General features: G+C 62.5%; 22 protein-coding genes. 9 read left to right on the top strand and 13 right to left on the bottom strand.

Annotated features, from left to right (window positions below; genetic code table 11):
- From EOB59_RS25610 to argH, 4 genes are all read right to left on the bottom strand, one after another.
- Nucleotides 1-620, bottom strand: a 620-nt coding sequence (locus tag EOB59_RS25610; RefSeq protein WP_128289511.1) for a pyridoxal-phosphate dependent enzyme, incomplete at its 3' end; no start/stop codon positions are given.
- Between the two features lie 40 nt (nt 621-660).
- On the bottom strand, nt 661-1,929 hold the full coding sequence (gene lysA / locus EOB59_RS25605) for a diaminopimelate decarboxylase (RefSeq protein WP_127380008.1): 1,269 nt from the start codon (nt 1,927-1,929) through the stop codon (nt 661-663).
- Nucleotides 1,930-1,992: 63 nt separating this feature from the next.
- A complete protein-coding gene (locus tag EOB59_RS25600; protein WP_023811112.1) occupies nt 1,993-2,199 on the bottom strand; it encodes a lipoprotein in 207 nt (68 codons plus the stop codon).
- 118 nt (nt 2,200-2,317) lie between these two features.
- Nucleotides 2,318-3,718, bottom strand: a complete 1,401-nt coding sequence (argH, locus tag EOB59_RS25595; protein ID WP_127408624.1) for an argininosuccinate lyase — start codon at nt 3,716-3,718, stop codon at nt 2,318-2,320.
- Between the two features lie 35 nt (nt 3,719-3,753).
- Here argH and EOB59_RS25590 point away from each other — a divergent pair, with 35 nt between their 5' ends.
- Nucleotides 3,754-4,443 (top strand): TlpA disulfide reductase family protein, encoded by a 690-nt coding sequence (locus EOB59_RS25590; protein ID WP_127395970.1) that lies wholly within the window; start codon nt 3,754-3,756, stop codon nt 4,441-4,443.
- A gap of 1 nt (nt 4,444) precedes the next feature.
- Here EOB59_RS25590 and EOB59_RS25585 read toward each other — a convergent pair whose 3' ends face one another.
- A complete protein-coding gene (locus tag EOB59_RS25585) occupies nt 4,445-6,877 on the bottom strand; it encodes an EAL domain-containing protein (protein WP_127809203.1) in 2,433 nt (810 codons plus the stop codon).
- Nucleotides 6,878-7,237: 360 nt separating this feature from the next.
- Between EOB59_RS25585 and ugpB the strand changes: the two genes are divergently transcribed.
- The 4 genes from ugpB to EOB59_RS25565 all read left to right on the top strand — a co-directional run bounded on the left by ugpB (nt 7,238) and on the right by EOB59_RS25565 (nt 11,560).
- The gene (gene ugpB / locus EOB59_RS25580; RefSeq protein WP_127809204.1) at nt 7,238-8,548 is read left to right on the top strand and encodes a sn-glycerol-3-phosphate ABC transporter substrate-binding protein UgpB; all 1,311 of its coding nucleotides are present in this window, start codon (nt 7,238-7,240) and stop codon (nt 8,546-8,548) included.
- Nucleotides 8,549-8,742: 194 nt separating this feature from the next.
- On the top strand, nt 8,743-9,627 hold the full coding sequence (ugpA, locus tag EOB59_RS25575) for a sn-glycerol-3-phosphate ABC transporter permease UgpA (protein ID WP_023811118.1): 885 nt from the start codon (nt 8,743-8,745) through the stop codon (nt 9,625-9,627).
- Nucleotides 9,628-9,636: 9 nt separating this feature from the next.
- A complete protein-coding gene (gene ugpE / locus EOB59_RS25570; protein WP_128289510.1) occupies nt 9,637-10,485 on the top strand; it encodes a sn-glycerol-3-phosphate ABC transporter permease UgpE in 849 nt (282 codons plus the stop codon).
- A gap of 7 nt (nt 10,486-10,492) precedes the next feature.
- Complete coding sequence (locus EOB59_RS25565; protein WP_127809206.1) at nt 10,493-11,560, top strand: sn-glycerol-3-phosphate import ATP-binding protein UgpC; 1,068 nt, start codon at nt 10,493-10,495, stop codon at nt 11,558-11,560.
- Nucleotides 11,561-11,689: 129 nt separating this feature from the next.
- Here the strand turns inward: EOB59_RS25565 and EOB59_RS25560 are convergent, their stop codons facing one another.
- From EOB59_RS25560 to EOB59_RS25540, 5 genes are all read right to left on the bottom strand, one after another.
- On the bottom strand, nt 11,690-12,772 hold the full coding sequence (locus EOB59_RS25560) for an ABC transporter ATP-binding protein (protein WP_127268506.1): 1,083 nt from the start codon (nt 12,770-12,772) through the stop codon (nt 11,690-11,692).
- Nucleotides 12,769-14,349, bottom strand: coding sequence for an iron ABC transporter permease (locus tag EOB59_RS25555; RefSeq protein ID WP_164873943.1), 1,581 nt, complete (start codon nt 14,347-14,349; stop codon nt 12,769-12,771). The genes EOB59_RS25560 and EOB59_RS25555 overlap by 4 nt, the downstream gene beginning before the upstream one ends.
- A 174-nt stretch (nt 14,350-14,523) precedes the next feature.
- A complete protein-coding gene (locus EOB59_RS25550) occupies nt 14,524-15,531 on the bottom strand; it encodes an iron ABC transporter substrate-binding protein (protein WP_128289509.1) in 1,008 nt (335 codons plus the stop codon).
- 157 nt (nt 15,532-15,688) lie between these two features.
- On the bottom strand, nt 15,689-16,915 hold the full coding sequence (locus tag EOB59_RS25545; RefSeq protein WP_128289508.1) for a cytochrome P450: 1,227 nt from the start codon (nt 16,913-16,915) through the stop codon (nt 15,689-15,691).
- Nucleotides 16,912-17,565, bottom strand: coding sequence for an N-acetyltransferase (locus tag EOB59_RS25540; protein ID WP_127318816.1), 654 nt, complete (start codon nt 17,563-17,565; stop codon nt 16,912-16,914). The genes EOB59_RS25545 and EOB59_RS25540 overlap by 4 nt, the downstream gene beginning before the upstream one ends.
- Before the next feature lie 90 nt (nt 17,566-17,655).
- Here EOB59_RS25540 and EOB59_RS25535 point away from each other — a divergent pair, with 90 nt between their 5' ends.
- The 4 genes from EOB59_RS25535 (at nt 17,656) to EOB59_RS25520 (ending at nt 22,174) form a co-directional block, all read left to right on the top strand.
- Nucleotides 17,656-18,675: a hypothetical protein gene (locus EOB59_RS25535; protein ID WP_128289507.1), complete on the top strand. Its 1,020-nt coding sequence runs from the start codon at nt 17,656-17,658 to the stop codon at nt 18,673-18,675.
- 156 nt (nt 18,676-18,831) lie between these two features.
- On the top strand, nt 18,832-19,383 hold the full coding sequence (locus EOB59_RS25530) for a sigma-70 family RNA polymerase sigma factor (protein WP_127379999.1): 552 nt from the start codon (nt 18,832-18,834) through the stop codon (nt 19,381-19,383).
- Between the two features lies 1 nt (nt 19,384).
- Nucleotides 19,385-20,023 carry an NrsF family protein gene (locus EOB59_RS25525; RefSeq protein WP_128289506.1) on the top strand — a complete coding sequence of 213 codons (639 nt, stop codon included), beginning with the start codon at nt 19,385-19,387 and terminating at the stop codon, nt 20,021-20,023.
- A 216-nt stretch (nt 20,024-20,239) separates the two neighbouring features.
- Nucleotides 20,240-22,174, top strand: coding sequence for a PAS domain S-box protein (locus EOB59_RS25520; protein WP_245486751.1), 1,935 nt, complete (start codon nt 20,240-20,242; stop codon nt 22,172-22,174).
- A 57-nt stretch (nt 22,175-22,231) separates the two neighbouring features.
- On the opposite strand, the gene EOB59_RS25515 is transcribed toward EOB59_RS25520, so the two are convergent.
- The 3 genes from EOB59_RS25515 to EOB59_RS25505 form a co-directional block, all read right to left on the bottom strand.
- Nucleotides 22,232-23,110 (bottom strand): 3-hydroxybutyryl-CoA dehydrogenase, encoded by an 879-nt coding sequence (locus EOB59_RS25515; RefSeq protein ID WP_013529423.1) that lies wholly within the window; start codon nt 23,108-23,110, stop codon nt 22,232-22,234.
- 206 nt (nt 23,111-23,316) lie between these two features.
- On the bottom strand, nt 23,317-24,246 hold the full coding sequence (locus EOB59_RS25510) for an electron transfer flavoprotein subunit alpha/FixB family protein (protein WP_128289504.1): 930 nt from the start codon (nt 24,244-24,246) through the stop codon (nt 23,317-23,319).
- 23 nt (nt 24,247-24,269) lie between these two features.
- Nucleotides 24,270-25,019: an electron transfer flavoprotein subunit beta/FixA family protein gene (locus EOB59_RS25505; protein WP_127331584.1), complete on the bottom strand. Its 750-nt coding sequence runs from the start codon at nt 25,017-25,019 to the stop codon at nt 24,270-24,272.
- Nucleotides 25,020-25,352: the final 333 nt, after the last annotated feature.

The raw sequence follows: 25,352 nt of genomic DNA, 5'->3' as shown, positions 1-25,352 counted from the left end.
GCTCCTTCCGGCTCGACGGCGATAATGCGGATGCGGCCGGCAAACCAGGCAGCGATGCCGCCGATCAGGCCGCCGCCGCCGACAGCGACCAGCAGCATGTCGATCCGAGGCAAATCGCTCTCGATTTCGAGCCCGAGCGTGCCCTGGCCGACGAGCGTTTCCTCCTGGTTGAAGGCATGGATCTGCAAGGCGCCGGTCTCCTCGGCGAACCGTTCGCTGGCCGCCAGCGCCTCGGCGTAGCGGGCGCCGCCGCCGATCAGTTCGGCGCCGTAGGAGCGGATTCGCTCCAGTTTGGCTGGCGGGCTCACTTCGGGAACGAAGATGGTCGCCTTGTGGCCGAGCCGCATGGCGGCATAGGCGACGGCCGCGCCATGGTTGCCGCCCGATGCTGCGACGACACCGGCCTCGGGAACCGGACGCTCCAAGAGATTGGTGAAGGCGCCGCGCGCCTTGAACGAGCCGGAATGCTGCAGGCATTCGAGCTTCAGGTCGACGGCCAGCGGCGGCTGGTCGAAGTCGGCCATGTCGACGCGCAGCACCGGCGTGTGCCTGATATAGGGGCGGATGCGCGGTTCCATCGCGGCAATGCGCTCGCGTGTGACGGTGATGCCGTTCGTCATGACTTGCTCCCTATGACGGGTAGGTGTGTTTCCGGCGCTTCTATGCAAGCCAGTCGGGCATGGAATCCAGCCCGATCAGGTCGTCATAGGTCGGGCGTGGGCGCACGACGTGGAACCGGTCGCCGTCGACCAGCACCTCCGGCACCAGCAGGCGGGTGTTGTAGGTGCCGGCCTGCACCGCGCCATAGGCGCCGGCGGTGGAGACGGCAATCAGGTCGCCGGCCTTCAGCCTGGGCAGATCGCGGTCCAGGCCGATATAGTCGCCGGTCTCGCAGACCGGGCCTACCACGTCGACCATCATGCGCGGCGTGTCGGCCGGCGGCTGCACGACCGGACGGATGTCGTGGAAGGCGTCGTAGAGCGTCGGCCGGATGAGATCGTTCATGGCGGCATCAACGACGAGGAAGTTCTTGGCGTCGCCTTCCTTCACGAAGATCACTTCCGAGACGAGGATGCCGGCATTGCCCGATATCAGCCGGCCAGGCTCGAACATCACCTTCAGCCCGAGCTTGGTGACATGCTTCCTGACGATCTGGGCATAGGCGTCGGGCAGCGGCGGCGGGTTGTTGTCGATGCGGTAGGGAATGCCGAGCCCGCCGCCGACATCGATATGCTCGATGGCATGGCCGTCCGCCCGCAGCGCGCCGACGAGATCGACAAGCAGGGCGAAGGCATCGTCGAAGGGCTGCAGCTCGGTGATCTGGCTGCCGATATGGGTATCGATGCCGGTGATCCTGATGCCGGGAAGCTTTGCCGCGCGGGCATAAACCTGCCGCGCCCGCTGCCACGGGATGCCGAACTTGTTCTCGGCCTTGCCGGTGGAGATCTTCTTGTGGGTCTTGGCGTCGACGTCGGGATTGATGCGCAGCGAGATCGACGCCACCTTGCCAAGGGCGGTGGCTCGCGCCGACAACAGCTCGAGTTCAGGCTCGGATTCGACGTTGAAGCAAAGGATGCCGGCAGCAAGGGCAAAGTCCATTTCGCGCGCGGTCTTGCCGACGCCCGAAAACAGGATCTTGCCGGCCGGAATGCCGGCGGCGAGCGCCCGGCGCAATTCACCTTCCGAAACCACGTCGGCGCCGGCGCCGAGCTTGGCCAGCGTCCGCAGGACGGCCTGGTTGGAATTGGCCTTCATGGCGTAGCAGACCAGCGCGTCCAGCCCTGCAAAGGACTGGGCAAACACCCGGTAGTGCCTGGTCAGGGTCGCCGTCGAATAGCAGTAGAATGGCGTGCCGATCTGTGCGGCGATGTCGGGGATCGCCACGTCCTCGGCATGGAGCACGCCGTCGCGGTAGTCGAAATGGTTCACGAGAGTGGTTCCGGAAGTTGGGGCGCGATGAGATCGGGTTGAAAGGCCCGGCTCTCGTCGGCTCTAGATCAGCGGGTCGAGGATGAATTTCTTGTCCTTGACCGGTTTTTCCGGCTCCGGCGGCACGGGCTGGTGGGCCTTTGAGGCATCCTTGCGCGCCTGCACGGCCGCCTCATAGGGCGTGTCGAGAGCGCCCCTCCTGCCGCAGGCCGAAACGGCCGCGATCGCAACCAGCAGCGTCAGCGTCACCAAAATCCTGCTTCCGGTCATCGATCCATCCGTCCGAAACGTTTGTCAGCCGCCGCTTTTAGCCGAGTTCTCGGCGCATTGCACCCCGAGATATTGCCCGTCGCAATATCCGGGATATTACTGCTCGCAATATCCGGCATTACGCTTTCGCCAGTCGCTTTTTCCAGGCACGGATCTGCTTCCTCACTTCCGACGGCGCCGTGCCGCCGAAACTGGTGCGGCTCTTGACCGAGTTCTGCACCGCCAGCACCGAAAATATGTCGGCCGTGATGCCGGAATTGATCGACTGCAAATCCTCCAGTGAAAGCTTCTCCAGCCCCACCTTCCTGTCTTCGGCCAGCGCCACCGCCCGGCCGGTGACATGATGCGCCTCGCGGAACGGCAGGCCGAGCGTGCGCACCAGCCAGTCGGCAAGGTCGGTTGCTGTCGCGTGGCCGGAGCCGGCGGCCTTCTTCATTGCGGCAGCGTTGACCGTCATGTCCGAGACCATGCCGGTCATCGCCGCCAGCATCAGGTCGAGCGTCTCGGCGGCGTCGAACACCGATTCCTTGTCTTCCTGCATATCCTTGCCATAGGTCAAAGGCATGCCCTTCATCACCGTCAGCAGGCCGACCAGATGACCGGTGACGCGGCCGGTCTTGCCGCGCACCAGTTCGGCGGCATCGGGGTTCTTCTTCTGCGGCATGATGGAGGAGCCGGTGGAAAACGAGTCCGACAGCCTGACGAAGCCGAACTGCGGCGTCGACCAGATGATGATCTCTTCGGCCAGCCGTGACAGATGCGTGGCGCAGATCGCCGCCACGCCGAGGAACTCGAGCGCGAAATCGCGATCCGAGACGCTGTCGAGCGAATTGCGCATCGGCTCGCGGAAGCCGAGCGCCTTGGCGGTCCGGTGACGGTCGATCGGGAAGCTGGTGCCGGCGAGGGCCGCGGCACCGAGCGGGCTTTCATCCATCCGCTCGATCGCATCGCGCACGCGCGACAGGTCGCGCGAAAACATCTCGACATAGGCCATGCAGTGATGGCCGAAGGTCACCGGCTGGGCCGCCTGCATATGGGTAAAGCCCGGCATCACGGTCGCGGCATGCTCCTCGGCCCGCTCCAGCAGCGCCTCGATCAGCCCTTTCAACGCCTCGGCGACGCGAAAGCATTCATCCTTGACCCACAGCCGCAAATCGACCGCGACTTGATCATTGCGCGAGCGGGCGGTGTGCAGCCGGCCGGCCGCCGGGCCGATCAGATCGGCGAGGCGCGCCTCGATGTTCATGTGGATGTCTTCGAGCCGTGTCGAAAACTCGAAGCTGCCGGCCTCGATCTCTTTCAGGATCGTGTTCAGCCCGTCAGCGATTTTTTCTTGGTCGGCCGCCGAAATAATGCCCGTTTGCGCCAGCATCTCGCTATGGGCGATCGAGCCTTTGATGTCCTGCGCATAGAGTTTGCGGTCGAAGGAGATAGACGCGTTGATCGCTTCCATGATCGCGGCCGGACCCGAGGCAAAACGTCCGCCCCACATCTGGTTGCTGGTTTTCTTGTCGCTCATGGCTATAACCCGTGCTTCGGAGCAGTTTTGAGAAAATGGCAGACGGTAGTAGATTCTTCCCGGCCCCGCGCCTGATCCTCGCCGCCTTGGTGGCGGGCGCGCTGGCGGGCGCGGTCGCGGTATATGTCAGCGAGAGCCGGTCTGGCAACAATGCACCGGCACAAGCTGCCGTGGGTGACAGCAGGGACGACGTGACTTGCGCGGCCAAGAGCGACCGCGCCAAGAAAGTCGCGGCGTCGGCCACCGGTGAGGTTGCGGCACTTTTGCCGGCCGATCCGCCTCAATCCATGAAGAGCCTTGCCTTCAATGGTCCGGACGGCAAGCCGATGACGCTTGCCGATCATGCCGGCAAGACGGTGCTGCTCAATCTGTGGGCGACATGGTGCGCGCCGTGCCGTGCCGAAATGCCGGCGCTCGATGCGCTGCAGAAGGAAAAGGGCAGCGACTCCTTTGAAGTGGTCGCCGTCAACGTCGATGCCGGCGACGATGTGAAGCCGAAGAAGTTCCTCAGCGATACCGGCGTCGCGACGCTCGGCTATTACCGGGATTCGACGATGACGCTGTTCAACGACCTCAAGAAGCGCGGCTTGGCGCTAGGCCTTCCCGTCACCATGCTGATCGACGGCGAGGGCTGCCTGATCGCCCACATGAACGGCCCGGCCGAATGGTCGGGGCCGGACGCCAGGCGGCTGGTCGAGACGGCACTCAAGCCCGAGAGCCTGTAGTCTAGCGTGTGGCTAGCGCGGGTGCGGGCGCGAAGGCCAGAACGCTTCTGTCGCGCAGGCTGGCGGGTTTGCTGCCGACAGCGGGTGCGACGACGCCGGTCAGATCGCCGAATTCCTCGATGAGAGCCGGCTTGCCGATATAGTAGCCCTGGCCGATCTCGCAGGCTTCGGCGTCCAGGAACTTCAGTTCGCCGAGCGTCTCGACACCCTCCGCCAGAACCGGCAGGCCGAGCCCGCGTCCAAGTCCCAGGACGGCGCGCACGATCGCCGCGACCTGGCCGTTCTTGTCGACGGACTTGATGAATGAGCCATCGATCTTGATCTTGTCGAAGGGAAAGGCGCGAAGGTTGGAGAGCGAGGAATAGCCGGTTCCAAAATCGTCCATGGCGACGCGCACGCCTAGCGCCTTGACCTGCCGCAAGGTGGCCAATGCCCGCGGCATGTCCTTGACAAGCGCCGTCTCGGTGATCTCAAGCTCGAGCCTGCCGGGCGCCAGGCCGGAATTCAGCAAGGTTTCGTGGACCTCGCGGCTGAAATTCGTGTTGTGGAGCTGCACCGCCGAAACGTTGACGGCCACCGTCAGCGGATTTTCCCAGCGGGCGGCTTCCTCGCAGGCGGCCGTCAGCACCCATTCGCCAATCTGGCCAATGGCGCCGCTGTCTTCGGCGACCGGGATGAATATGCTCGGCGAGACGTCGCCGCGCGTCGGATGCCGCCAGCGGACCAGGGCTTCGAAGCCGACCATCTTTCCGCTGCTGATCTCTTTCTGCGGCTGGTAGACGAGGTAGAACTCCTGGCGTGCGACCGCCTGGCGCAGTTCGTGCTCCATCACGCGCTTGTCGCGGGCCTCGGCCCCCATCGAAGCTTCGAAATAGCGGTAGGTGTCCTTGCCTTCGGTCTTGGCCCGGTAGAGCGCCGTATCGGCGTGGCTTATCAGGCTGGCCTGGTTTTCGGCATCCGATGGATACAGCGCAATGCCGATGCTTGCCGACACAAGGCCGCCGCCGACAGAAAGCCGGTTTTCCTCGCGCATGGCGGTCAGCACGGTGTTGGCGATACGGCCCGCCTCCAACGGGTCGGTCAGGTTCGGCGCGATGATGGCGAACTCATCGCCGCCCAGCCGCGCCACCATCTGTCCTTGGCGAAGAATGCCGGTAACGCAGTGCGCAACCTTCTGCAGCATTGCGTCGCCCGCGCCGTGCCCATACAGGTCGTTGACCTCCTTGAACCGGTCGAGATCGAGCAGCAGAAGCGCAAGCTGGCCGCCTTTCCTGGTCCGGCCTATCGCAGCAATTTCCGTCTCCAGCCGGCCGGAAAAGCTGCGGCGATTGGCCAGTCCGGTCAATGGATCGAAATGGGCAAGCCGCAGGATCTCCTGTTCCGCCTTCTTGCGCTCGCGAATGTCGCGGACCGCAACCACGTTGTGAGGCTTGCCACAATAGTCGATGCTCCTGGCGATCAGCTCGACAGGAATGCTCGTGCCATCGCGGCCGCTCAATTCGGCCTCCTGCGGCTGTTCGCCGAAGCCCGACATATCGGATCCGAAGAGATCGCCAAGCTGCATTCCGTTCAGCGTCGCTGTTGCGATGCCCGTCAATGTCGCCATGCTGTCATTGGCACTGATGATGCGGTGGCCGTCGCAGACGATCAGCCCCTCCACGGCGGCATTGGCCAGACCGTGCATGCGGTCTACCTCGAGCTTCTGGCGACGGAAGCGCAAATCGATCCACAGCGCCGATGCCGACAGAACCAGGATCACCAGTGTGGCGGCGGCGGCCGCAAAAGCCTGCGAGGTCGGCTCGATCGTGTATTCGGATATGACGATCGAGGGATCGGGGAAGATCGAGACGGCACCCATACCGATGAAATGCAAGGTGCAGATCGCCAGCGTCAGCAGCACCGCGCCGCCGGATGTCGCCTTCAAGGAGGGACGGCGCTGCACGACACGCAGCGCCAGCGCCGCGAGCGTTACGCCGGCCAGAAGGGAAACGGCGACAAGCAACAGGTTCCACTCGATGCGGCCCTGAACCTCGAACGCCGCCATACCGATGTAGTGCATGGCCGCGATACCGCCGCCCAGCACGGCGCCGCCGACGAGATGATAGTCGAACTCATTCCGCGAGGTGGCGATCCACATGCCGGCTGCCGTCAGAGTGACCGAAGCAGCGAGCGAAAGCACGGAAAGTGCGGGATCGTAAGCACTGGGTATGCCCGGTGTGAATGCGAGCATGGCGATGAAGTGCGTTGCCCAGATGCCGAAGCCGGTCGAAGTGGCCGCGATCATCAGCCAGGCAAGCCGGTTCCGATCGGTGGAGCGGCTTATGTGATGAAGCAGGTTGACGGCAGAGAAACAGGAAATTCCGCAGATCAGCGCGGCGAGTGCGACCAGTCTCAGATCGTGTTCGTTGACGATACAATTGTAGACCGTCAGCATTTTATTTCACCTGATCTTTGGAAATAAACAGGGCAGCAGGATTGAGTAGCGCTTTGCCGTTGAGGGATCGATAAAGTCGCCTGCAACCTTGGCGTGTCTCTTCGGGTTGCAGCGGCTGCAATCAAGGCTGCCACCCCGAAAGCTAGCTTGGCAGTTCCGACGGCAGTTCCTGGCGCTCGTCGTCTCGCTAAGCCGGCTAGCCGTGTGGCTTTCCATGCGTCCAAGCGGAGGCGAGGGTGGCGTCGGGTAAAGGGCGAAGTTCGTCGATCTGCAACAAAACCGTTGTCTGATTGTCACGAGCGACACATATTGCCTTTGCGGGAGTGCCCCCTTTCGCCAATGACAAACGGGAGATGAAACATGAAGTCCTTCGGCTTCGCGGCCGGTGTTGCCGCTACCTTTATGATGCTTTCCTCAACCTCCGCTTTTGCTGTCACGCAGATCAGTTGGTGGCACGCCATGACTGGCGCCAATGCCGAAGTTGTCGACAAGATCTCCAAAGATTTCAATGCCAGCCAGAGCGACTATGAACTTGTTCCGGTGTTCAAAGGCACGTATCCCGAGACGCTGAATGCCGGCATCGCCGCCTACCGTGCCGGCCAGGCGCCCGACATTATGCAGGTGTTCGACGTCGGCACCGGCGTGATGATGGCAGCCGAAGGCGCAATCAAGCCGGCAGCCGATGTGTTGACCAGCGCTGGAATGACCTTCGACAAGAGCCAGTATCTGCCAGGCATAGTCGGCTATTATTCGAAGCCGGACGGCACCATGCTCTCCTTCCCCTACAACTCCTCCTCGCCGATCCTTTATTACAACAAGGATATCTTCAAGAAGGCTGGTCTCGACGTCGACAGCCCGCCCAAGACCTGGAACGAGGTGTGGGAAGACGCCAAGAAGATCAAGGCGAGCGGCGCGGCCGCCTGCGGCTACACCTCGACCTGGCTGACCTGGATCCATCTGGAGAATTTCGCGGCCTGGAATGACGTGTCATGGGCCACCCAGCAGAACGGTCTGGCCGGCGGCGATGTCGAGCTCAAGATCAATGCGCCGATTTTCGTCAACCACTTCCAGGCGCTGGCGGACCTCGCCAAGGACGGCACTTTCAAATATGGCGGCCGCACCTCCGAAGCCAAGCAGATCTTCCTCGCCGGCGAATGCGGGATCATGACCGAATCCTCCGGCGGCCTTGGCGATATCGTCAAGTCCGGCATGAATTACGGCATCGGCCAATTGCCCCATGACAGCGACGCCAAGGGCGCACCGCAGAACACGACGCCGGGTGGCGCCAGCCTGTGGGTTTTCGCTGATAAATCCGACGAGGAATACAAGGGCGTCGCGGCCTTCTTCGCCTACCTGTCGAAGACCGAGGTGCAAGAATACCTGCACCAGAAGTCGGGTTATCTGCCGGTAACGCTTGCCGCCTATGAAGCGACCAAGAAGTCCGGTTTCTATGACAAGAACGTCGGTCGCGAGACCCCGATCCTGCAGATGACGGGTAAGGCGCCAACCGACAATTCCAAGGGCGTACGTCTGCCGAACCTGCCGCAGGTGCGCGATATCCAGAACGAGGAGTTCGAAAAGATGCTCGCCGGCCAGCAAACCGCGCAGCAGGCGCTCGACAATGCGGTTACGCGTGGCAATGCGGCGATCAAGGAAGCGCTGGGGAATTAGAGCGAGCGCAGGTCCTTGCTCTACGGCGCATCCACCTGTCCTGCCAGGCATCTCCCCTCGGCGAGGGGAGTTTTGCCGTCGCTTGCGATTTCGCCAACGGTCGATGAAGCCCAATCCGAAACGCTCATCAAAGCCATCTTGGCGAAGAGGGATGCCACATCGTGCCGCCCGCCTCATCACCTCGGAGTGGCTCCATGACCCCTCGCGTCGTGTTTCCCAACAAGATCCTTCCCTACCTGCTGGTGGCGCCGCAACTGGCCATCACGCTCGTGTTTTTCTACTGGCCGGCCGGTCAGGCGTTCTACCAATCCATGCTCAGGCAGGATCCGTTCGGACTGAGGACCAAGTTCGTCTGGTTCGCCAATTTCAGGAAAGTGCTTGCCGATCCGGCCTACCTGAACTCGATCAAGGTCACGGTGGTGTTTTCCCTTGCGACCGCCATCGTTGCCATGTGCGTGGCGCTCTTGCTCGCGGTCATGGCAGAGAAGGTGGTGCGCGGCAAAGGTCTCTACCGCACGCTCTTGATCTGGCCCTACGCGGTGGCGCCGGCGATCGCCGGTATGCTGTGGCTGTTCCTCTTCAACCCGTCGATCGGGTCGCTGGCCTACATGCTGAGAAGTTTCGGCATCGCCTGGGATCCACTGCTCAACGGCACCCACGCCATGATCCTGCTGGTGTCCGCCGCTGCCTGGAAGCAGATCAGCTACAATTTCCTGTTCTTCGTCGCCGGCCTGCAGGCGGTGCCGAAAGCCTTGATCGAGGCGGCGGCCATGGACGGCGCCGGCGAGACCAAGCGATTCTGGACCATCGTCTTCCCGCTGCTTGCGCCGACGACCTTCTTCCTGCTGGTCGTCAACACCGTCTATGCCCTGTTCGACACGTTCGGCATCGTCCATGCCGTCACCGGGGGCGGTCCGGGCAAGACGACTGAAACGCTGGTCTACAAGGTCTACAATGACGGCTTCGTCAATCTGATCCTCGGTGACTCGGCGGCGCAGTCGGTCATCCTGATGGTCATCGTCATCTCGCTCACGGCCATCCAGTTCCGCTATGTGGAACGCAAAGTCCATTACGGCTGAGGGCGAGCGATGATCGGCCAGTCACCGCTCCGCACCGTCATCGCCCACGCCGTGCTGATCCTCGGCATATTGATCGTTGCTTTCCCGATCTACTACACGTTCGTTGCCTCGACGCAGACGCTGCAAACGATCCTCAGGCCGCCATTGCCGCTCCTGCCCGGCGATCAGTTCTGGAACAATTACACCGAAGCGCTGTTCGGCGGTGTCGGCCGTATCGGCGGCGTCAGCGTCGGCAGGCTGCTGCTCAACACGACGATCATGGCGCTCGGCATCGCGGTGGGAAAGATCTTCATCTCGATCCTGTCGGCCTACGCGATCGTATTTTTCCGCTTTCCGCTGCGCATGACCTTCTTCTGGCTGATCTTCGTCACCTTGATGCTTCCCGTCGAGGTGCGCATCCTGCCGACCTACAAGGTGATGGTCGATCTCGGCATGATCGACACCTATGCCGGCCTGATTATCCCGCTGATCGCCTCCGCCACCGCCACATTGCTGTTTCGACAGTTTTTCATGACCATTCCAAGTGAACTGGTGGAGGCGGCGCGTGTTGATGGTGCGGGGCCGTGGCGCTTCTTCTTCGATATCCTGTTGCCGCTGTCGCGGACAAACATCGCGGCGCTGTTCGTCATCCTCTTCATTTATGGCTGGACACAGTATCTGTGGCCGTTGCTCGTCACCAACAGCAGCAACATGAACACGATCGTTATCGCGTTGAGAAAGATGGTCTCCTTCGCCGATGCCGACACGCAATGGCACCTGGTCATGGTCACAGCGATGCTGGCCATCGTGCCACCGATCCTGGTCGTGGTGCTGATGCAGCGCTGGTTCGTTCGCGGCCTGGTCGATTCCGAAAAGTGAGAAGCTGATGGCGACCGTCGATCTGAAGGATGTGAAGAAGGTCTACCCCAGCGGTTTCGAGGCCGTGAAGGGCGTTTCAATCGCAGTTCCCGACAGGCAGCTTTGCGTGCTGGTCGGCCCATCGGGCTGCGGCAAGTCCACGCTGCTCAGGATGATCGCCGGGCTCGAAACCATCTCCTCGGGAACAGTTGCGATCGACGGCAAGATCGTAAACTCAATCGGTCCGACCGAGCGGGACATCGCCATGGTGTTCCAGAACTATGCGCTCTATCCGCATATGAAAGTCTACGACAACATGGCCTATGGGCTGCGCAACCGCGGCACGCCGAAAGATGAGATCGACAGCCGGGTCCGCGCGACGGCGAAAATACTCGAACTTTCGGCGCTGCTCGACCGCCGCCCGCGCGAGCTTTCCGGCGGCCAGCGCCAGCGTGTCGCCATGGGTCGTGCCATTGTGCGCAACCCGAGGGTTTTCCTGTTCGACGAGCCGCTCTCCAATCTCGATGCCAAATTGCGTGGCCAGATGCGCGTCGAGATAAAGAACCTGCAACGCTCGCTTGGCGTCACGTCGGTCTATGTCACGCATGACCAGCTCGAGGCGATGACGTTGGCCGACATCCTCGTCGTCATGAACGGCGGACTGGTCGAGCAAATGGGGGCGCCGCTCGACATCTATGAAAGGCCGGCCTCGACCTTCGTCGCTTCCTTCATTGGCGCGCCGCCGATGAATCTCCTGGCACTGACCGAAAGCGCCTCGGGCGCGGTGCTCGCAGACGGCACGGCGATCGCTTTCGCACCTCGGGAGGCAAGAGCTGCGACCCTCGGTTTTCGGCCCGAGGATGCCGACGTCACCTTCAATGCGGAGGCGCCGCCCGGCGCCCTCGTCCTGCCGGCGCTGGTCGAGGCAGTCGAACCGGTAGGCGCCGAAAGTTTCCTTCACTGTGCGGCAGGCGGCAACCGTATCGTCGTGCGTGTCGCGGGTCGCGCCACCGCCACGGTTGGCAACCAATTGCGCGTGGTTGCCAAGGCAGAAAAGCTGCACTGGTTCGATCAGACAGGAAAGCGCGTCGGCTAATCCAAAAGATATGCCCAGAGCGTTTCACCGTTTCACGGAAACGGCGAGCTGCTCTAACTCTTTGTTTTGACGCAATTCCAGACGGAAAACCGCTTCACAGTTTCCTAGAATTGCTCCAGCATACGGTGTTCAGGCGAAGACATGCGCCTTTCCCGATACGGTCAGCCGGACGATCTCGCCGACCGCCGGCGCGTCCATGCCCGGTTTGCGCAGGACCAGCGGCGTGTTGCCGATCGCGGCCGCATCGGGCGGATCGGCATTGTTCAAGAGCCGCACCGCGACCGTGCACATCGAGCCGGCGAATTCGGATTCCGTCACTTCGCCGAACAGCATGTCCGAGGTGCCGGACATGCCCTCGCGCGACGTTCTCTTCAGCGCGATCTGCTCCGGGCGAAGCATGATACGGGCGATATCGCGGCTGTCATTGGTGTCGACCGCGATGCGGCCGAGGGGCGAGTTGGCGAATCCATCCGATATCTTGGCCGGCAGGATGATGGCGTCGCCAAGGAATTCGGCGATCATCCTGTCCTTCGGCTTGAGATAGAGCTCGCGCGGCGTGCCGATCTGCGAGAACTTGCCGTCGCGCATCACCGCGACCTGGCTGGCGAAGGACAGCGCCTCGGCCTGGTCGTGCGTCACCAGGATGGTAGTGATGCCGGCAGCTTCCAGAAGCTCGGCCACCGCCTTGCGCATCGAGGCGCGCAGGCCGGTATCGAGTGCCGAGAACGGCTCGTCGAGCAGCATCAGCCGGGGCTTCATCGCCATGGCGCGAGCCAGCGCCACGCGCTGCTGCTGGCCGCCGGAGAGCTCGTGCGGGCGGCGCTTGAGGATCGCCTTGTCCAGCCCGACGATATAGGCGAGCTCGACGATGCGCTCGGTGCGCTTGTCCTCGCCGCGACCCATGCCGAAACCGATATTGTCGCCAATGGTCAGATGCGGAAACAGGGCGCCATCCTGCGCCACCACGCCGATGCCTCGCCGATATGCCGGCACCGCAGCGCCGCCATTGGCCAATATCGTACCGTCGAGCGTGATGTGCCCCTGGTCCGGCGCCTCGAAGCCGGCAATCAGCCGCAGCAGGGTCGTCTTGCCGCAGCCGGAAGGACCGACAATCGCCGTGCGGCTGCCGCTGGCGACGTTCAGGTCGACGCCGGCAAGGGCGGCCACCGGGCCGTACTGCTTGTGCAGGCCGCCGATTTCGAGAAAGCTCATCGTCCGGCCATCCGTTTCGACTGGACATAGAGCAGCCAGGTCAAGGGCAGCGACATCGCCACCATGATGAAGGCGTAAGGTGCCGCGGAGGCATAATCAATCTCGCCGCTGTAGGACCAGAACGCCATCGCCAGCGTGCGGGTGCCGTTCGGCGCCAGCATCTGGGTGGCAGTCAGTTCGTTCATGATGCCGAGCGCCACCAGCGCCATGCCGGCCGCGGCACCCGGCGCCGACAGGCGGATCGTCGTCGACCACAGCGCCTGCAGCGGCGGGCGGCCGAGGCTGGAAGCGGCGCGTTCGAGCTCGACCGGTGCCTGCGCGATAGATGCCCGCAAGCTGACCAGCGCGCGTGGCAGGAACATCAGCGCATAGGCCACCAGGATGGTGAACAGGGTCTGGTAGAGCGGCAGCGCGATGCGCACCGTGATGGTGACCAGCGCCAGCGCTATGACAACCCCCGGCAACGAGCCGACAATGTAGTTGCAGCCCTCCAGCAGGCGCTGCAATGGCCCCGGGGCGCGGATCGAGATCCAGGCCATCGGCATGGCGGCGACGGTGGCGAGCAAGGCGCCGGCGAGCGCCAGGAACAGCGTCTGCCCAAGCGCCAGGCCGATCTCGTCCAGGCGCCAGACAGCGGCGCCGCCGGCGACAAGCCAGCCGCCGATGGTGACGAACGGCACGCCGAGCGCCAAAAGCGTGGTGACGACAAGCAAGAGCAGGCTCGGAATGGTGGCGCGCCCGAGGCTTGCGCGTTGCTGATGGCGCGCCGCACCCGAGCCGACGCGGGCATAGCGCTCCTCGCCGCGCACCAGCACTTCGAGGCCGAGCAGCACGAAGCAGCAGCTGACCAGCACGCCGGCCAGCATGTTGGCGGCCGGTCCATTGAAGGTCGATTGGAACTGGTCGACGATCGCCGTGGTGAAGGTGTCGAAGCGGATGAAGACATAGAGGCCGTACTCGGCCAGCAGATGCAGGCCGACCAGCAGTGAGCCGCCGCAGATGGCGAGCCGCAATTGCGGCAGCACGACCCGCCAGAACACGCGTCGGGGTCCAAGGCCGAGTGCGGCGGCGGCGTCCTCGAGGGCGGGATCGAGACGGCGCAATGCCGCCGACACCGGCAGATACAGGAACGGGAAATAGGCGATAACGGAAACCAGCACGCCGGCCCACAGGCCGTGCAGTCCCGGCACCATGGTGATCCAGGCGTAGCTGTGGACGAAGGCGGGGATGGCGAGCGGCGCCACGCACAGCCAGGACCAGATCCGGTCGCCCGGCAGGTCGCTGCGCTCGGTCAGCCAGGCCAGCGCAACCGACAGCACGATGGTGATCGGCACCGAGAGCGCGACCAGCAGGACAGTGTTGACCAGAAGCTCGCCGACACGCGGCCGGAAGACCAGCGCCGAGACGGTTTCCCAGCCGGTCTGCACCGCGATCCAGATGATGAAGGCGAGCGGCACCAGCGCCAGCAGCGCAACGAAGATGGCGGCGAGGACCAGCCACAGCGGTGCGCGTCGCCGGGCCCTTCGGCCTGTGCCCGAAGGCAGGCCCGAACGCGCGAGATCGACCGCGGACTGCATCAGGTCAGACGCCGTGCCGTTGCCGTCCAGCGGCAGCAATTGAAGGACCGCGATCGCGGTCGGGAACACAGCGTGTCGTCATCGACGAATGCCATCTCGAAAAACAAAATCACTCCCGCGGAAGGCGAATTCCCGCGGGAGCGTGGTCGGGTGTCCTTTTAGGACGAATGGCAACTAAAGCAAGCCGGCTGCCGTCATCAGGTCGGTGACCTTCTTGGAGTTCAGCGTCGTGGCATCGACCTTCGGCGCCTGCAGATCGGCGAGTGGCACCAGCTTCGGGTTGGAGTCCGCACCCTTGCCGACCGCGTATTCGAAGGAGTCGCCTGTTTTCAGCACGTCCTGACCGCCCTTGCCGGTCAGCCATTTCAGGAACGCCTGGGCTTCCTTGGGATGCTTGCTGGAGGCCAGCACGCCGCCGCCGGAGATCGAGACGAAGGCGCCCGGATCCTGGTTCTTGAAATAGTGCAGCTCGACATTCTTGCTGTTTTCGCCGGTCTTGGCCTGATCGCCGAAGTAGTAATAGTGATAGATGACGCCGCCTTCGATCTCGCCGGCATTGACCGCCTTCATCACCGTGCTGTTGCCCTTGTAGGCGGTGAAATTGGTTTTCATCGCCTTCAGCCAGTCGGCGGTAGCGGCTTCGCCCTTGAGCTGGAGCAGGGCGCTGACGATGGCCTGGAAATCGGCGCCCGACGGGGAGGCGGCCCAGCGGCCCTTCCAGTTCGGATTGGCGAGGTCAAGCATCGACTTGGGCAGCTGGTCGGCCGTCAGCTTGGTCTTGTTATAGGCAAAGACCGTGCTGCGCGCGGCGACGCCGACCCATTTGCCGCTGGCCGGCTGATAGTCCTGCGGAACCTGTGCCAACGTGTCGGCATCGACCGGCGCGAACAGGCCGGCGCTCTCGACCAGCGCCATGGCTGGTGAGTTTTCCGTCAGGAACACGTCTGCGGGTGAAGCAGTGCCCTCGGCGACGATCTGATTGGAGAAGTCGCTGTCGCCGCCATTGCGCACTGTGACCTTGATGCCCGTTTCCTTGGTGAAGCCTTCGGCCCACGCCTTGGTCAGGCTTTCGTGCTGGGCGTTATAGACAATGATGCCGGCATCCTCGGCCATCGACGGGCTGGCGATCAGCATGATTGCCAGCGCCGTGGCGCCGGCGAGGGTGGAAAGAGCATATTTCATGACATTGTCCTAAAGTTCGGGTTGGCACCGGCTCACCTACCGATACCTGACAGGCTTAGTCAACATTGGTGATCTGCTTCAATCGGTCGCTGAAGCACAAACGCTTGATATCGGGCTCACAATTCCAAGTATGAAGGGACGCGAATGGCGTGCGAATTCAAACCGATGGTTGATCCGCGGGCCGGATGAATGGGGCGGCTTGCAGACCGTGGAAAAGCAACGAATGCCGCCTGACGACCCTGGGAAGGTCCAAGCACCAGCCTTTGGCCTGCGTGAACAAGGCCTCCAGCAGTACAGCTATTTCTAACCGGGCGACGTGTTGACCCAGACAGGCATGCAGTCCGGTGCCAAAGGCAAGGGCCGACGAAATGCCGGAACCCAAATCCAACCGGTCGCCCGCCGGAAAAACAGAAATGTCTCGATTGGCGCTCGCCAGCACGGGTACGACGGCCTGCCCGGCTTTTATGGTTGCGCCACCAAATTGCATATCTTCCGCGGCGATGCGCGCTCCGGCATAGTGAACCGGAGCGCAAAAACGGAGCAGCTCTTCGGCTGCTGAAAACCAACTGACTTTCCCATCTTCAAGCAGCGAAAGCTGTTCTGGGAAGCGTGCAAGCGCGACCAGCGCATTGCCGAAGGTATCGACGACTGTCGCCTGCCCGGCAAAGAGCAGGAATACGATGTTTGCAATGGCATCGTCTCTCAGCCAGCGGCCAGCCTCGACTTCGGCAAGCATCTGAGCTGAAATACCGTTTGGGCGCACAGTACCGTGTTCTATCACGCTGGATACCCATGCCTCCAACCGGCGGCAGGCATCGTTTGCGTCTTCGTCTACGCCGCCGGCCCTTATTTCCAGGGCGTTGGCCATAAGCTGTGCGTCGGCGCCAATCCGCCAGGGATCGTCCATGTCGATACCAAGGATCTGTTCCAGGCCTGAAAACGCTAGCGGCAGGCCTATATCACGAACCGCGTCGAACTCCGGTTTTTGTACAGCTGCCTGCGTAAGTTCCGACGCTTTGGCCGCAAGCCGGTCGAATAGCCCGTTGCAGGAGGAAAAGCTTAGCGAACCAGCCAATGGGCGGCGCAGGCGCATGTGCCGCGGCGGGTCGGACAGCAGCATGGAACGGGTCAACAGGTCCAGGGCCGGATTGGCGCTGATCTTTTGCCTGACCTCCTGATAGGCGCCCGGCGGTGCCTGCAGCAACAGTGGGTGTTTCAAGGCTTGGGAAACAAGCGCATGGCTGAACACGTAGAAGGCTTCACCGACCTCGGGATAAGGAGGTTTGCCCCAACTGGCGCCTCCTGAACTCCGACGACGGGCGAATTCGGGAAACGCATCGCTGCCATGGGCGATGGGGTCAAATAGATCAGCCTGATCTGTCATCGGGCAAGATCGACAGCAAAGATAACGCGAAATCCGCCGGAACTCATGTCTTCAGGTAGAAAATCGGACGCGAGATGTAGAAATTCGCACCGGAGAACACGGTTATAGAACCGCAGTAGCGGATCCCTCGTTATGGATTCCACCGAAGGCATGACACCGGTCCGATGCCAATCGTCGATGGTCCGACGAAATTCCGGATCCGGCCGAACCTTGTCGGGCAACTCGTCCTGTGCTCCCGCGTAGGACGGGCAACGTCCGTCGCCGACCAACCAACGCGCACCGACCTGCCGTCCATAGTCAGACATTTGCGACAACAGGCGGCGTGCCATGTCGGTGCCGCGGAATTCGGGTCGCACACCAAGATTGTACACGTAGAGTGACCGTGCAGGTTGGCTCCTGGCAAGCGAAGAGTAGGCGGAGAAGGTCTTGGGGAACCTTCCCGTATCGTGCGGATCTTGGCTGGTTTCCACGAAGCAGATCGCGCCGGCAACAAGGTTCTCAACCATGGCCAGGATCATTGTATGCCCGAGCGAAAGCCGGTGGTGAATTGTTTTTTCGCTGGCACCGAGTCTTCCCCAGGCCGCGGCCTCCATCGCGGCCATGCCCGGAACGTCGTCTGCCATAAGCTGTTGAAATACGATCATCTTCATCGTCGAAAGGCGGCTCGTAATTGCGATATCGAATCGATAATTTTCTGATACCAGCTGTTGATGAGTGCATGAGTAGGGGCGGGTTGTCTCATGATCTTCTATGTTTGCCATCGCTTGCATGCCTATACCCTGGCAAGCCTGCTACTCTATTTTCGAACGGATTTGCAGGGTTCTGTGCGCTTTGTTCCCTATGACGAACGGGCGCATCTGCTTGAGATTTCCAGAGGCACCGTTCTTTGGACGGATTTGGACCGACTGAGCGAAGCAGAGATTGAAGCATGCTCCAATCTCAGCCAGCGGATGAAGTCGCAGCAGCCTGATCTGTTTCAACTCAACCATCCCCGAAAAAGCCTTCAGCGTTTCGATCTATTGCGTATGCTGTTCGCGGACGGCATCAATGATTTCAATGTATACAGACCCGAAATTCTGCCGGCGGGAATGCGTTTCCCTGTCTTTCTGCGTGACGAGACGGGCGCCGCTTATAAAGTGCCGCCGCTGTTGCAATCGCCGGCGGAACTCGGCGAGGCGCTCTCGAACCTGGGTACGATGAATTTTGTTCGCCCCATGGTGGTGGAGTTTGGAGCAAAGGCTGGTGCCGATGGCAGCTACCGGAAATACTCGGCATATCGGATCGGCGAGCGCAGTTATGCGCAACACTGCTTCGCCAGCAAGGAGTGGTTCATAAAGGTACAGGGAGGCGGTATGTCGGGGCAACATCGGGTCGAGCATACCGCCTTTGTGCGCGACAATCCGCATGCGGTAGAGCTGATGCCGATTTTCGAGAAGGCGGGGATCTCATATGGCAGGATCGACTACACCATTGTCGATGGTCGTATCCAGGTTTTCGAGATCAACACCAATCCCACTGTATTGAACGACCCGCCCACACCCTTCGACAGATACGATTCGTTGCCTTACGCCAACATGCATGCAGATGCCTTGGCACAGCTGCCATATGCTAACGATCCCCTATCCACTCCGGTTATCGATGAGACACATCTCCAGATCTTGGGCCGCCTGAAAAACAAGTACCGTCGCAGACGGATGAAGCTGACCGTTCGAAAGGGCTTCAGGTCTTTCCGGGACGCCATGTTCGGCGCCAAGCCTTGAGTTCTCGAACAAGAGCGCGGGGCAATATCGCACTGGCGATCGGCGCGCGGTGTGCCGCAAACTTTCGTGATTTGCCGATAGTTTGGCTTGGACATTATTTCGCCGGCCACGTAACAAATCAGCGCCGAGACGCGAAATTCGGGGGAGTGAACTCTTGTGAGCGGCAAGGACGAGGCCGAACTTTCCCGGCTGATGCGGGCCGCGATCGCGGGAGATGAAAGGGCTTACGCCGACTTTCTGCACCGGATTGCCGCGCTGGTTCGCGGTTTTGCCAGGCGCAAGATCGTGCAGGGCGGGGTCGATCCCGAGGATGTCGTGCAGGAAACCTTGCTGGCCATTCATGTAAAACGACATACCTGGCGCCAGGATGCGCCGGTGTTGCCGTGGATCTACGCGATCGCCCGCTTCAAGCTGATCGATGCGTTCCGGCGGCGAGGACGGCGCATCGAGATCGATGTCGACGATATCGCCGAGACGTTCGCCGAGCCGGAAACCGAGACCGTCAGCGAGCGAGACATCAACCGGGCATTGGACAGCCTGTCGCCGGCACAGCGCTCCGTGGTCTCGGCCGTGTCGGTGGAAGGGCGGTCCATTGGTGAGACGGCGGCGAAGTTCGGCATCAGCGAGACGGCGGTGCGTGTGTCGCTGCATCGCGGACTTGCCGCGATAGCCAAGCGATTCGGGCAGGGGCGGTTCGGGCGGGAATGACATGAGGACGGATGATCTCATCAAGGCGCTGGACGCCGACGCAAGCAGCAAGGCAATCCCGTTGCTGTCGGCCTGGTGGCTGGCCGCCGGTGCGGGGGCGGTGATCGCGACCGTCGTATTCCTGCTGACCATCGGCCCGCGCCCGGACTTCGTGGCGGCCGCTCACACGATGCGCTTCCTCTCCAAATTCGTCTTCACCATCGTGCTGGCCGTCAGCGCCTTCGCCCTGATCCGCGCCTTGTCGACGCCGGGCGCCTCGACGGGCCGGGCAATGGCCTGGATGGCTGCGGCGCCCGTGCTGGTCGCCGTGGCGGTGCTTCTTGAGCTTTTCATGGTGCCGGAGGCGCTGTGGGGTACACGGATGGTCGGCTCCAACATGATGCTCTGCATGGGCTTTATCCCGCTGATCGGTATTGGCCCGCTTGCCATCTTCCTGTGGATGCTGCGCTATGGCGCGCCGACACGGCCGGTGCTTGCCGGTGCGGTGGCGGGTCTGCTCGCCGGCGGGCTGGCGGCAACCTTCTATGCCGCGCACTGCTTCGACGACTCGCCGCTTTTCGTCGCCACCTGGTACACGGCAGCGATCGTAGCGCTCGCATTGCTCGGTGCGCTCGGCGGACGGTTTTTCATACGCTGGTAGCGTTTCGCAACGATCGCGGACCCGTGCACCGATCCTTAATCATGCCGGCAATTGTTTGCCGGTTAGCGACCACGCCGGCATGCCGGACGCAACCTTTCCTTAAAATCGATCCGCCAAGGTTGATGCGAGAACATGCGTTTGCGCACGGGGGTGGCACGTATCGTGATGTGGCGAGGATTAACCAGCCGAAAATCTCTTGGGCATGCAGGGCTGGCGTTGCTCGTCGCCGGCCTGGGCGTGCTGGCGACCTCGATCCTGCTGTCGAGCCTGGATTTCGGCACCGAAGCGTTGAGGCTCTGCCTGCAGATCGCGGTGGCGGTGGCGGCGGGCGCGCTGTTCCTCGCCGCCCTGTCTATCCGCAGGATCAGCAGGGATCGCCAGCAGATCGCCGAGAGCGAGCTGCGCTTCCGCCGCGCCATGGAGGATTCGGCGATCGGCATCGTGGTTGTCGCTCTCGACGGTCGCATCCGCCAAACCAATCCGGCCTTCGCCGCCATGCTTGGCTACACAAGCGAAGAGATCGAGGCGCTGACTTTCTTCCAGATCACGCATCCCGACGATCTGCTGATCGGGCGGGAGACGATGGACGATCTGAAGGCGGGCACGGTCAATTCCTTCCACTTCGAGAAGCGTTATCTCAGGAAGGACGGAACGCCCGTCTGGGCCCATCTTGCCGGTTCGGTCATTCGCGATGAGACCAGCGGCCGCCCGCTCTATCTCGTCTCGCAAATCGAGAACATCGACGCGCGCAAGCAGGCCGAGGCGCGCATTGCCGAGGCGGAGACGCGTTGGAATTTTGCTCTGGCTGGTGCCGGCCAAGGCGTCTGGGACCTCGACATGCGCAAGGGGGGCACGACCTATTCCTCGACCTGGGTCAAGATGCTGGGCTATGCGGATGGCGAGCTCGATGGCGACACCGATCGCTGGCTGACGATGATTCATCCCGACGATCGCGAGACTGTCGCCGAAGCCGATCGCGCCCATCTCGAGGGCAAGACACCGTTCTTTGAAGCCGAATTCAGGATGCGCCACAAGGATGGCCACTGGATGTGGATACTCGACCGCGGCAAGGCCATCGAACGCGACGAGGATGGACGGCTGATCAGGGCCATCGGCAGCCTGACCGACATCACCCGCCGCAAGGAGGCCGAAGAGCGCCTTACTGTGTCGGCGGCAATGCTTGCCGACGAAAAGGAGCGGCTGAGGGTGACGCTGCAATCAATCGGCGATGCCGTCATCTGCACCGATGCCGCAAACCGTATCACCTTCATGAACCCGGTCGCCGAAAAGCTGACCGGGATTGCCGGCGGCGAGGCTCTCGGCAAGATGCTTGGCCATGTCTACTGGGCGGTCGACGAGGAGACGGGGCACAGGATCGGCGTCACCCGGCCCGCGGTTGGCGTTCATGCGCCCGCCGACCAGAACAGCCGCGCCGTCCTGATCCGGCGCGACGACACGCGCTGCAGCATCCGCCAGGTGGTGTCGCCGATCATCAACGAACGGAACGAATTCTGCGGGCTGGTCATCGTCTTCCAGGACTTTACCGATGCGCGCGCGCTGCAGCGCCAGCTGGCGCACGCCGCGGCACACGATGCGCTGACCGGCCTTGGCAACCGCTCGAGCTTCATCCGTGCCATGGAAGACCTGGTCGGCCAGGCGCGCAAGGACGGCACCGCCGACACGACGAAGTCGGTCGGAGGCGCCGGACATCAGTTCATGTTCATCGATCTCGACCACTTCAAACTGGTCAACGACACCGGCGGACACGCGGCGGGAGACGCGCTGCTGAAGCGGGTTGCCGAGGCGATTCGCGGCGTGCTTGGTCCAGACGATATCGTCGCTCGCCTCGGCGGCGACGAATTCGCGGTCATTCTGAAATCGGGTTCGGCAGCCGGCGCCAAGATCGCGGCACGCTCCATCATCGATGCGATCGGCGGGCTGGACTTCACCTGGGACGGCCGTCCTCACGTGATCGGCGCCAGCATCGGACTGGCTGCGATCAATGCCAATTGCGGCGAGGTCGACGAGATCATCGCGAGAGCCGATGCGGCCTGCTATGCGGCCAAGGCGGCCGGCCGCGGCTGTGTCTCCGTGGCGTCCGACGCACGGATCGTGGAGGGCCGGACAGAGCCGCTGGCGGCGGCCTCCTGATCGAGCCTGTCAACCGCCGATCCGAAGGCTTGTCCCTGATTTGCGTCGACGATGCGCTCAGCGCGTCGGAACGGGATGCTCGCCACGATAGTCGTAGAAGCCGCGCCCGGTCTTGCGGCCGAGCCAGCCGGCCTCGACATATTTCACCAGCAGCGGGCAAGGGCGGTACTTGGAGTCCGACAGGCCGTCATGCAGCACCTGCATGATCGACAGGCAGGTATCGAGCCCGATGAAATCGGCCAACTGCAGCGGCCCCATCGGATGGTTGGCGCCGAGCCGCATGGCGGTGTCGATGGCGTCGACCGAGCCGACACCCTCATAGAGCGTGTAGATCGCCTCGTTGATCATCGGCAACAGGATGCGGTTGACGATGAAGGCCGGAAAATCCTCCGAGACCGTGATCGTCTTGTCGAGCTGCTTCACATAGGTCTTGGCCGCCTCGAAGGTCTGGTCCTCGGTGGCGATGCCGCGCACCAGCTCGACCAGCTTCATCAGCGGCACCGGGTTCATGAAATGTATGCCGATGAACCGCTCAGGCCGGTCGGTCTGCGCGGCAAGCCGCGTGATCGAGATCGACGAGGTGTTGGTCGCCAGGATGGCTTCGGGATTGAGCTGCGGACAAAGCTGGGCGTAGATCTTGCGCTTGACCGTCTCGTCCTCTGTCGCCGCCTCGATCACCAGATCCGCGCCGGCAAGATCGGCCATCGCGGGCGCGGCCGAAATGCGGCCCATCGCGTCGTTGCGCACCTTCTCGTCGAGCTTGCCGGACCCCACCTGGCGGGCCATGTTGCCGCTGATTGTGGCGATGCCTTTCTCGATGCGGTCGGGCGAAATATCGTAGATCAGCACCTTGTAGCCCGAAAGCGCGGAGACATGGGCGATGCCGCCGCCCATCTGGCCCGCGCCGATGATGCCGATCGTCTCGATCTTGCTCATTACACCGATCCCGTCCTGAGCCCTTCCGCTTGAACTGCGAAAGCGCTCCACCTTTTTTTACCGCAATTCCGGACGCAAAACCGCTGCGCACTTTTGCTGGATTGCTTTTCGCCTTTGCGGCCTGCTTTTTGTGCGGTGCAAACTAAAAGGGCGGGGCGACTTCGTCTACCCCACCCTCACCATTTAATACGCTTTGGCAGAAAGCGTCAAAGCGCCTTTTGCAGCTCCGGCAGAATGACGAAGAGATCGCCGACGAGGCCGTAGTCGGCAACCTGGAAAATCGGCGCCTCCTCGTCCTTGTTGATGGCGACGATGACCTTCGAATCCTTCATGCCGGCGAGATGCTGGATGGCGCCGGAGATGCCGACCGCGATGTAAAGATCGGGGGCAACCACCTTGCCGGTCTGGCCGACCTGCCAGTCGTTCGGCGCATAGCCGGCATCGACCGCGGCGCGGGAGGCGCCGACGGCGGCACCGAGCTTGTCAGCGACCGGCAGGATGACCTCCTGGAACTTCTCCGCCGAACCCAGCGCACGACCACCCGAGATGATGATCTTGGCCGAGGTCAGCTCCGGACGGTCGGTCTCGGAAAGCTTGTTCTCGACGAAGGTGGACAGGCCGGGATTGGCCGCGGCCTTGACGGTCTCGACCGCCGCCGAGCCGCCCTCGGGGGCTGCCTGGAACGAGGCCGTGCGCACCGTGATCACCTTCTTGGCGTCGCTCGACTGCACCGTCTGGATGGCGTTGCCGGCATAGATCGGCCGCTTGAAGGTGTCGGGCGATACGACTTCGATGATCTCGGACACCTGCGCGACATCGAGGAGCGCTGCGACTCGCGGCGCAACATTCTTGCCCGACGAGGTCGCCGGCGCGATGATGGTGTCGTAAGCGCCTGCCAACGATACGACCAGTGCTGCCGTCGGCTCGGCCAGGCGCTCGGCAAGTTCGTCTGCCTCGGCCAGCAGCACCTTGCTCACGCCCTTGAGCTTGGCGGCAGCGTCGGCTGCCAGCTTGGCGCCTTTGCCGGCAACCAGCACATGCACGTCCGAGCCGATCTGCAGCGCCGCCGACAGCGCCTTGGCGGTCTGGTCGGAAAGCGTTGCGTTGTCGTGTTCTGCGATGAGGAGAATAGCCATTTTTCTGTTCCTTTCCCGATCGCTTACAACACGCCGGCTTCGTTCTTGAGCTTGTCGACCAGCTCAGTGACGCTCTTGACCTTGACGCCTGCCTTGCGGCCGCTTGGCTCCTCGGTCTTGATGATCTTCAGCCGCGGCTTGACGTCGGCGCCGTAGTCGGCCGGGGTCTTCTCGTCGAGCTGCTTCTTCTTGGCCTTCATGATGTTGGGCAACGAGGCATAGCGCGGCTGGTTGAGGCGAAGGTCGGCGGTGACGATCACCGGCATCTTCAGTTCCACGGTCTGCAGGCCGCCGTCGACTTCGCGCGTCACCTTGGCCTTGTCGCCGTCGAGCACGATCTTGGAAGCGAAGGTGCCCTGCGCCCAGCCAAGCAGTGCCGCCAGCATCTGGCCGGTCTGGTTGGAGTCGTCGTCGATGGCCTGCTTGCCGAGAATGACGAGGCCGGGCTGCTCGGCGTCGACGACGCCTTTCAGCACCTTGGCGACGCCGAGCGGCTCGGTCTGTTCCTCGGTCTTGACCAGGATGGCGCGGTCGGCGCCCATGGCGAGCGCGGTGCGCAGTGTTTCCTGCGCCTGCTGCGGGCCGATCGAGACGACGATGATTTCTTCAGCCTTGCCGGCTTCCTTCAGCCGGATTGCTTCTTCCACCGCGATTTCGTCAAACGGGTTCATCGCCATCTTGACGTTGGCGAGCTCCACCGCCGAACCATCAGCCTTCACGCGAACCTTGACGTTCGCATCCACAACCCGCTTCACGGGCACAAGGATCTTCATTTGCCTGTCACCTCTTCACGCTAGTTGGGCGCGCTATAACAGCCTGCGCCCGTTCTGAGTTGTCGAAAGCCGACATTCCTGACTGAATTTTGGCCGGATGGAATTCCGGCCGGATGGAAATTCTGGTGTTTGCCCGCCTTAGGTTGCGGCGGTGACGTTTCCGTAGTTGCGGCAACCCTGCACGTCAATACGCTGCAAGCGGCTCAAATCGGTTCAGTCCGAACTGGAAGTGTTTCCTCGCCCCCAGCGCGGCGTCGCGGCGGGCGGGTCGGGGATCAGCGGTTCCGTGGCAACCGGCGGTTGGTCGGGAGGGGTGGGCGCAACGTCCTCGTC

The sequence above is a fragment of the Mesorhizobium sp. M7A.F.Ca.MR.176.00.0.0 genome (assembly GCF_004023165.1).
Lineage (GTDB): Bacteria > Pseudomonadota > Alphaproteobacteria > Rhizobiales > Rhizobiaceae > Mesorhizobium.
The sequence above is the reverse complement of the archived record's forward strand: the minus strand, read 5'-3'. Positions and strand labels throughout refer to the sequence as shown.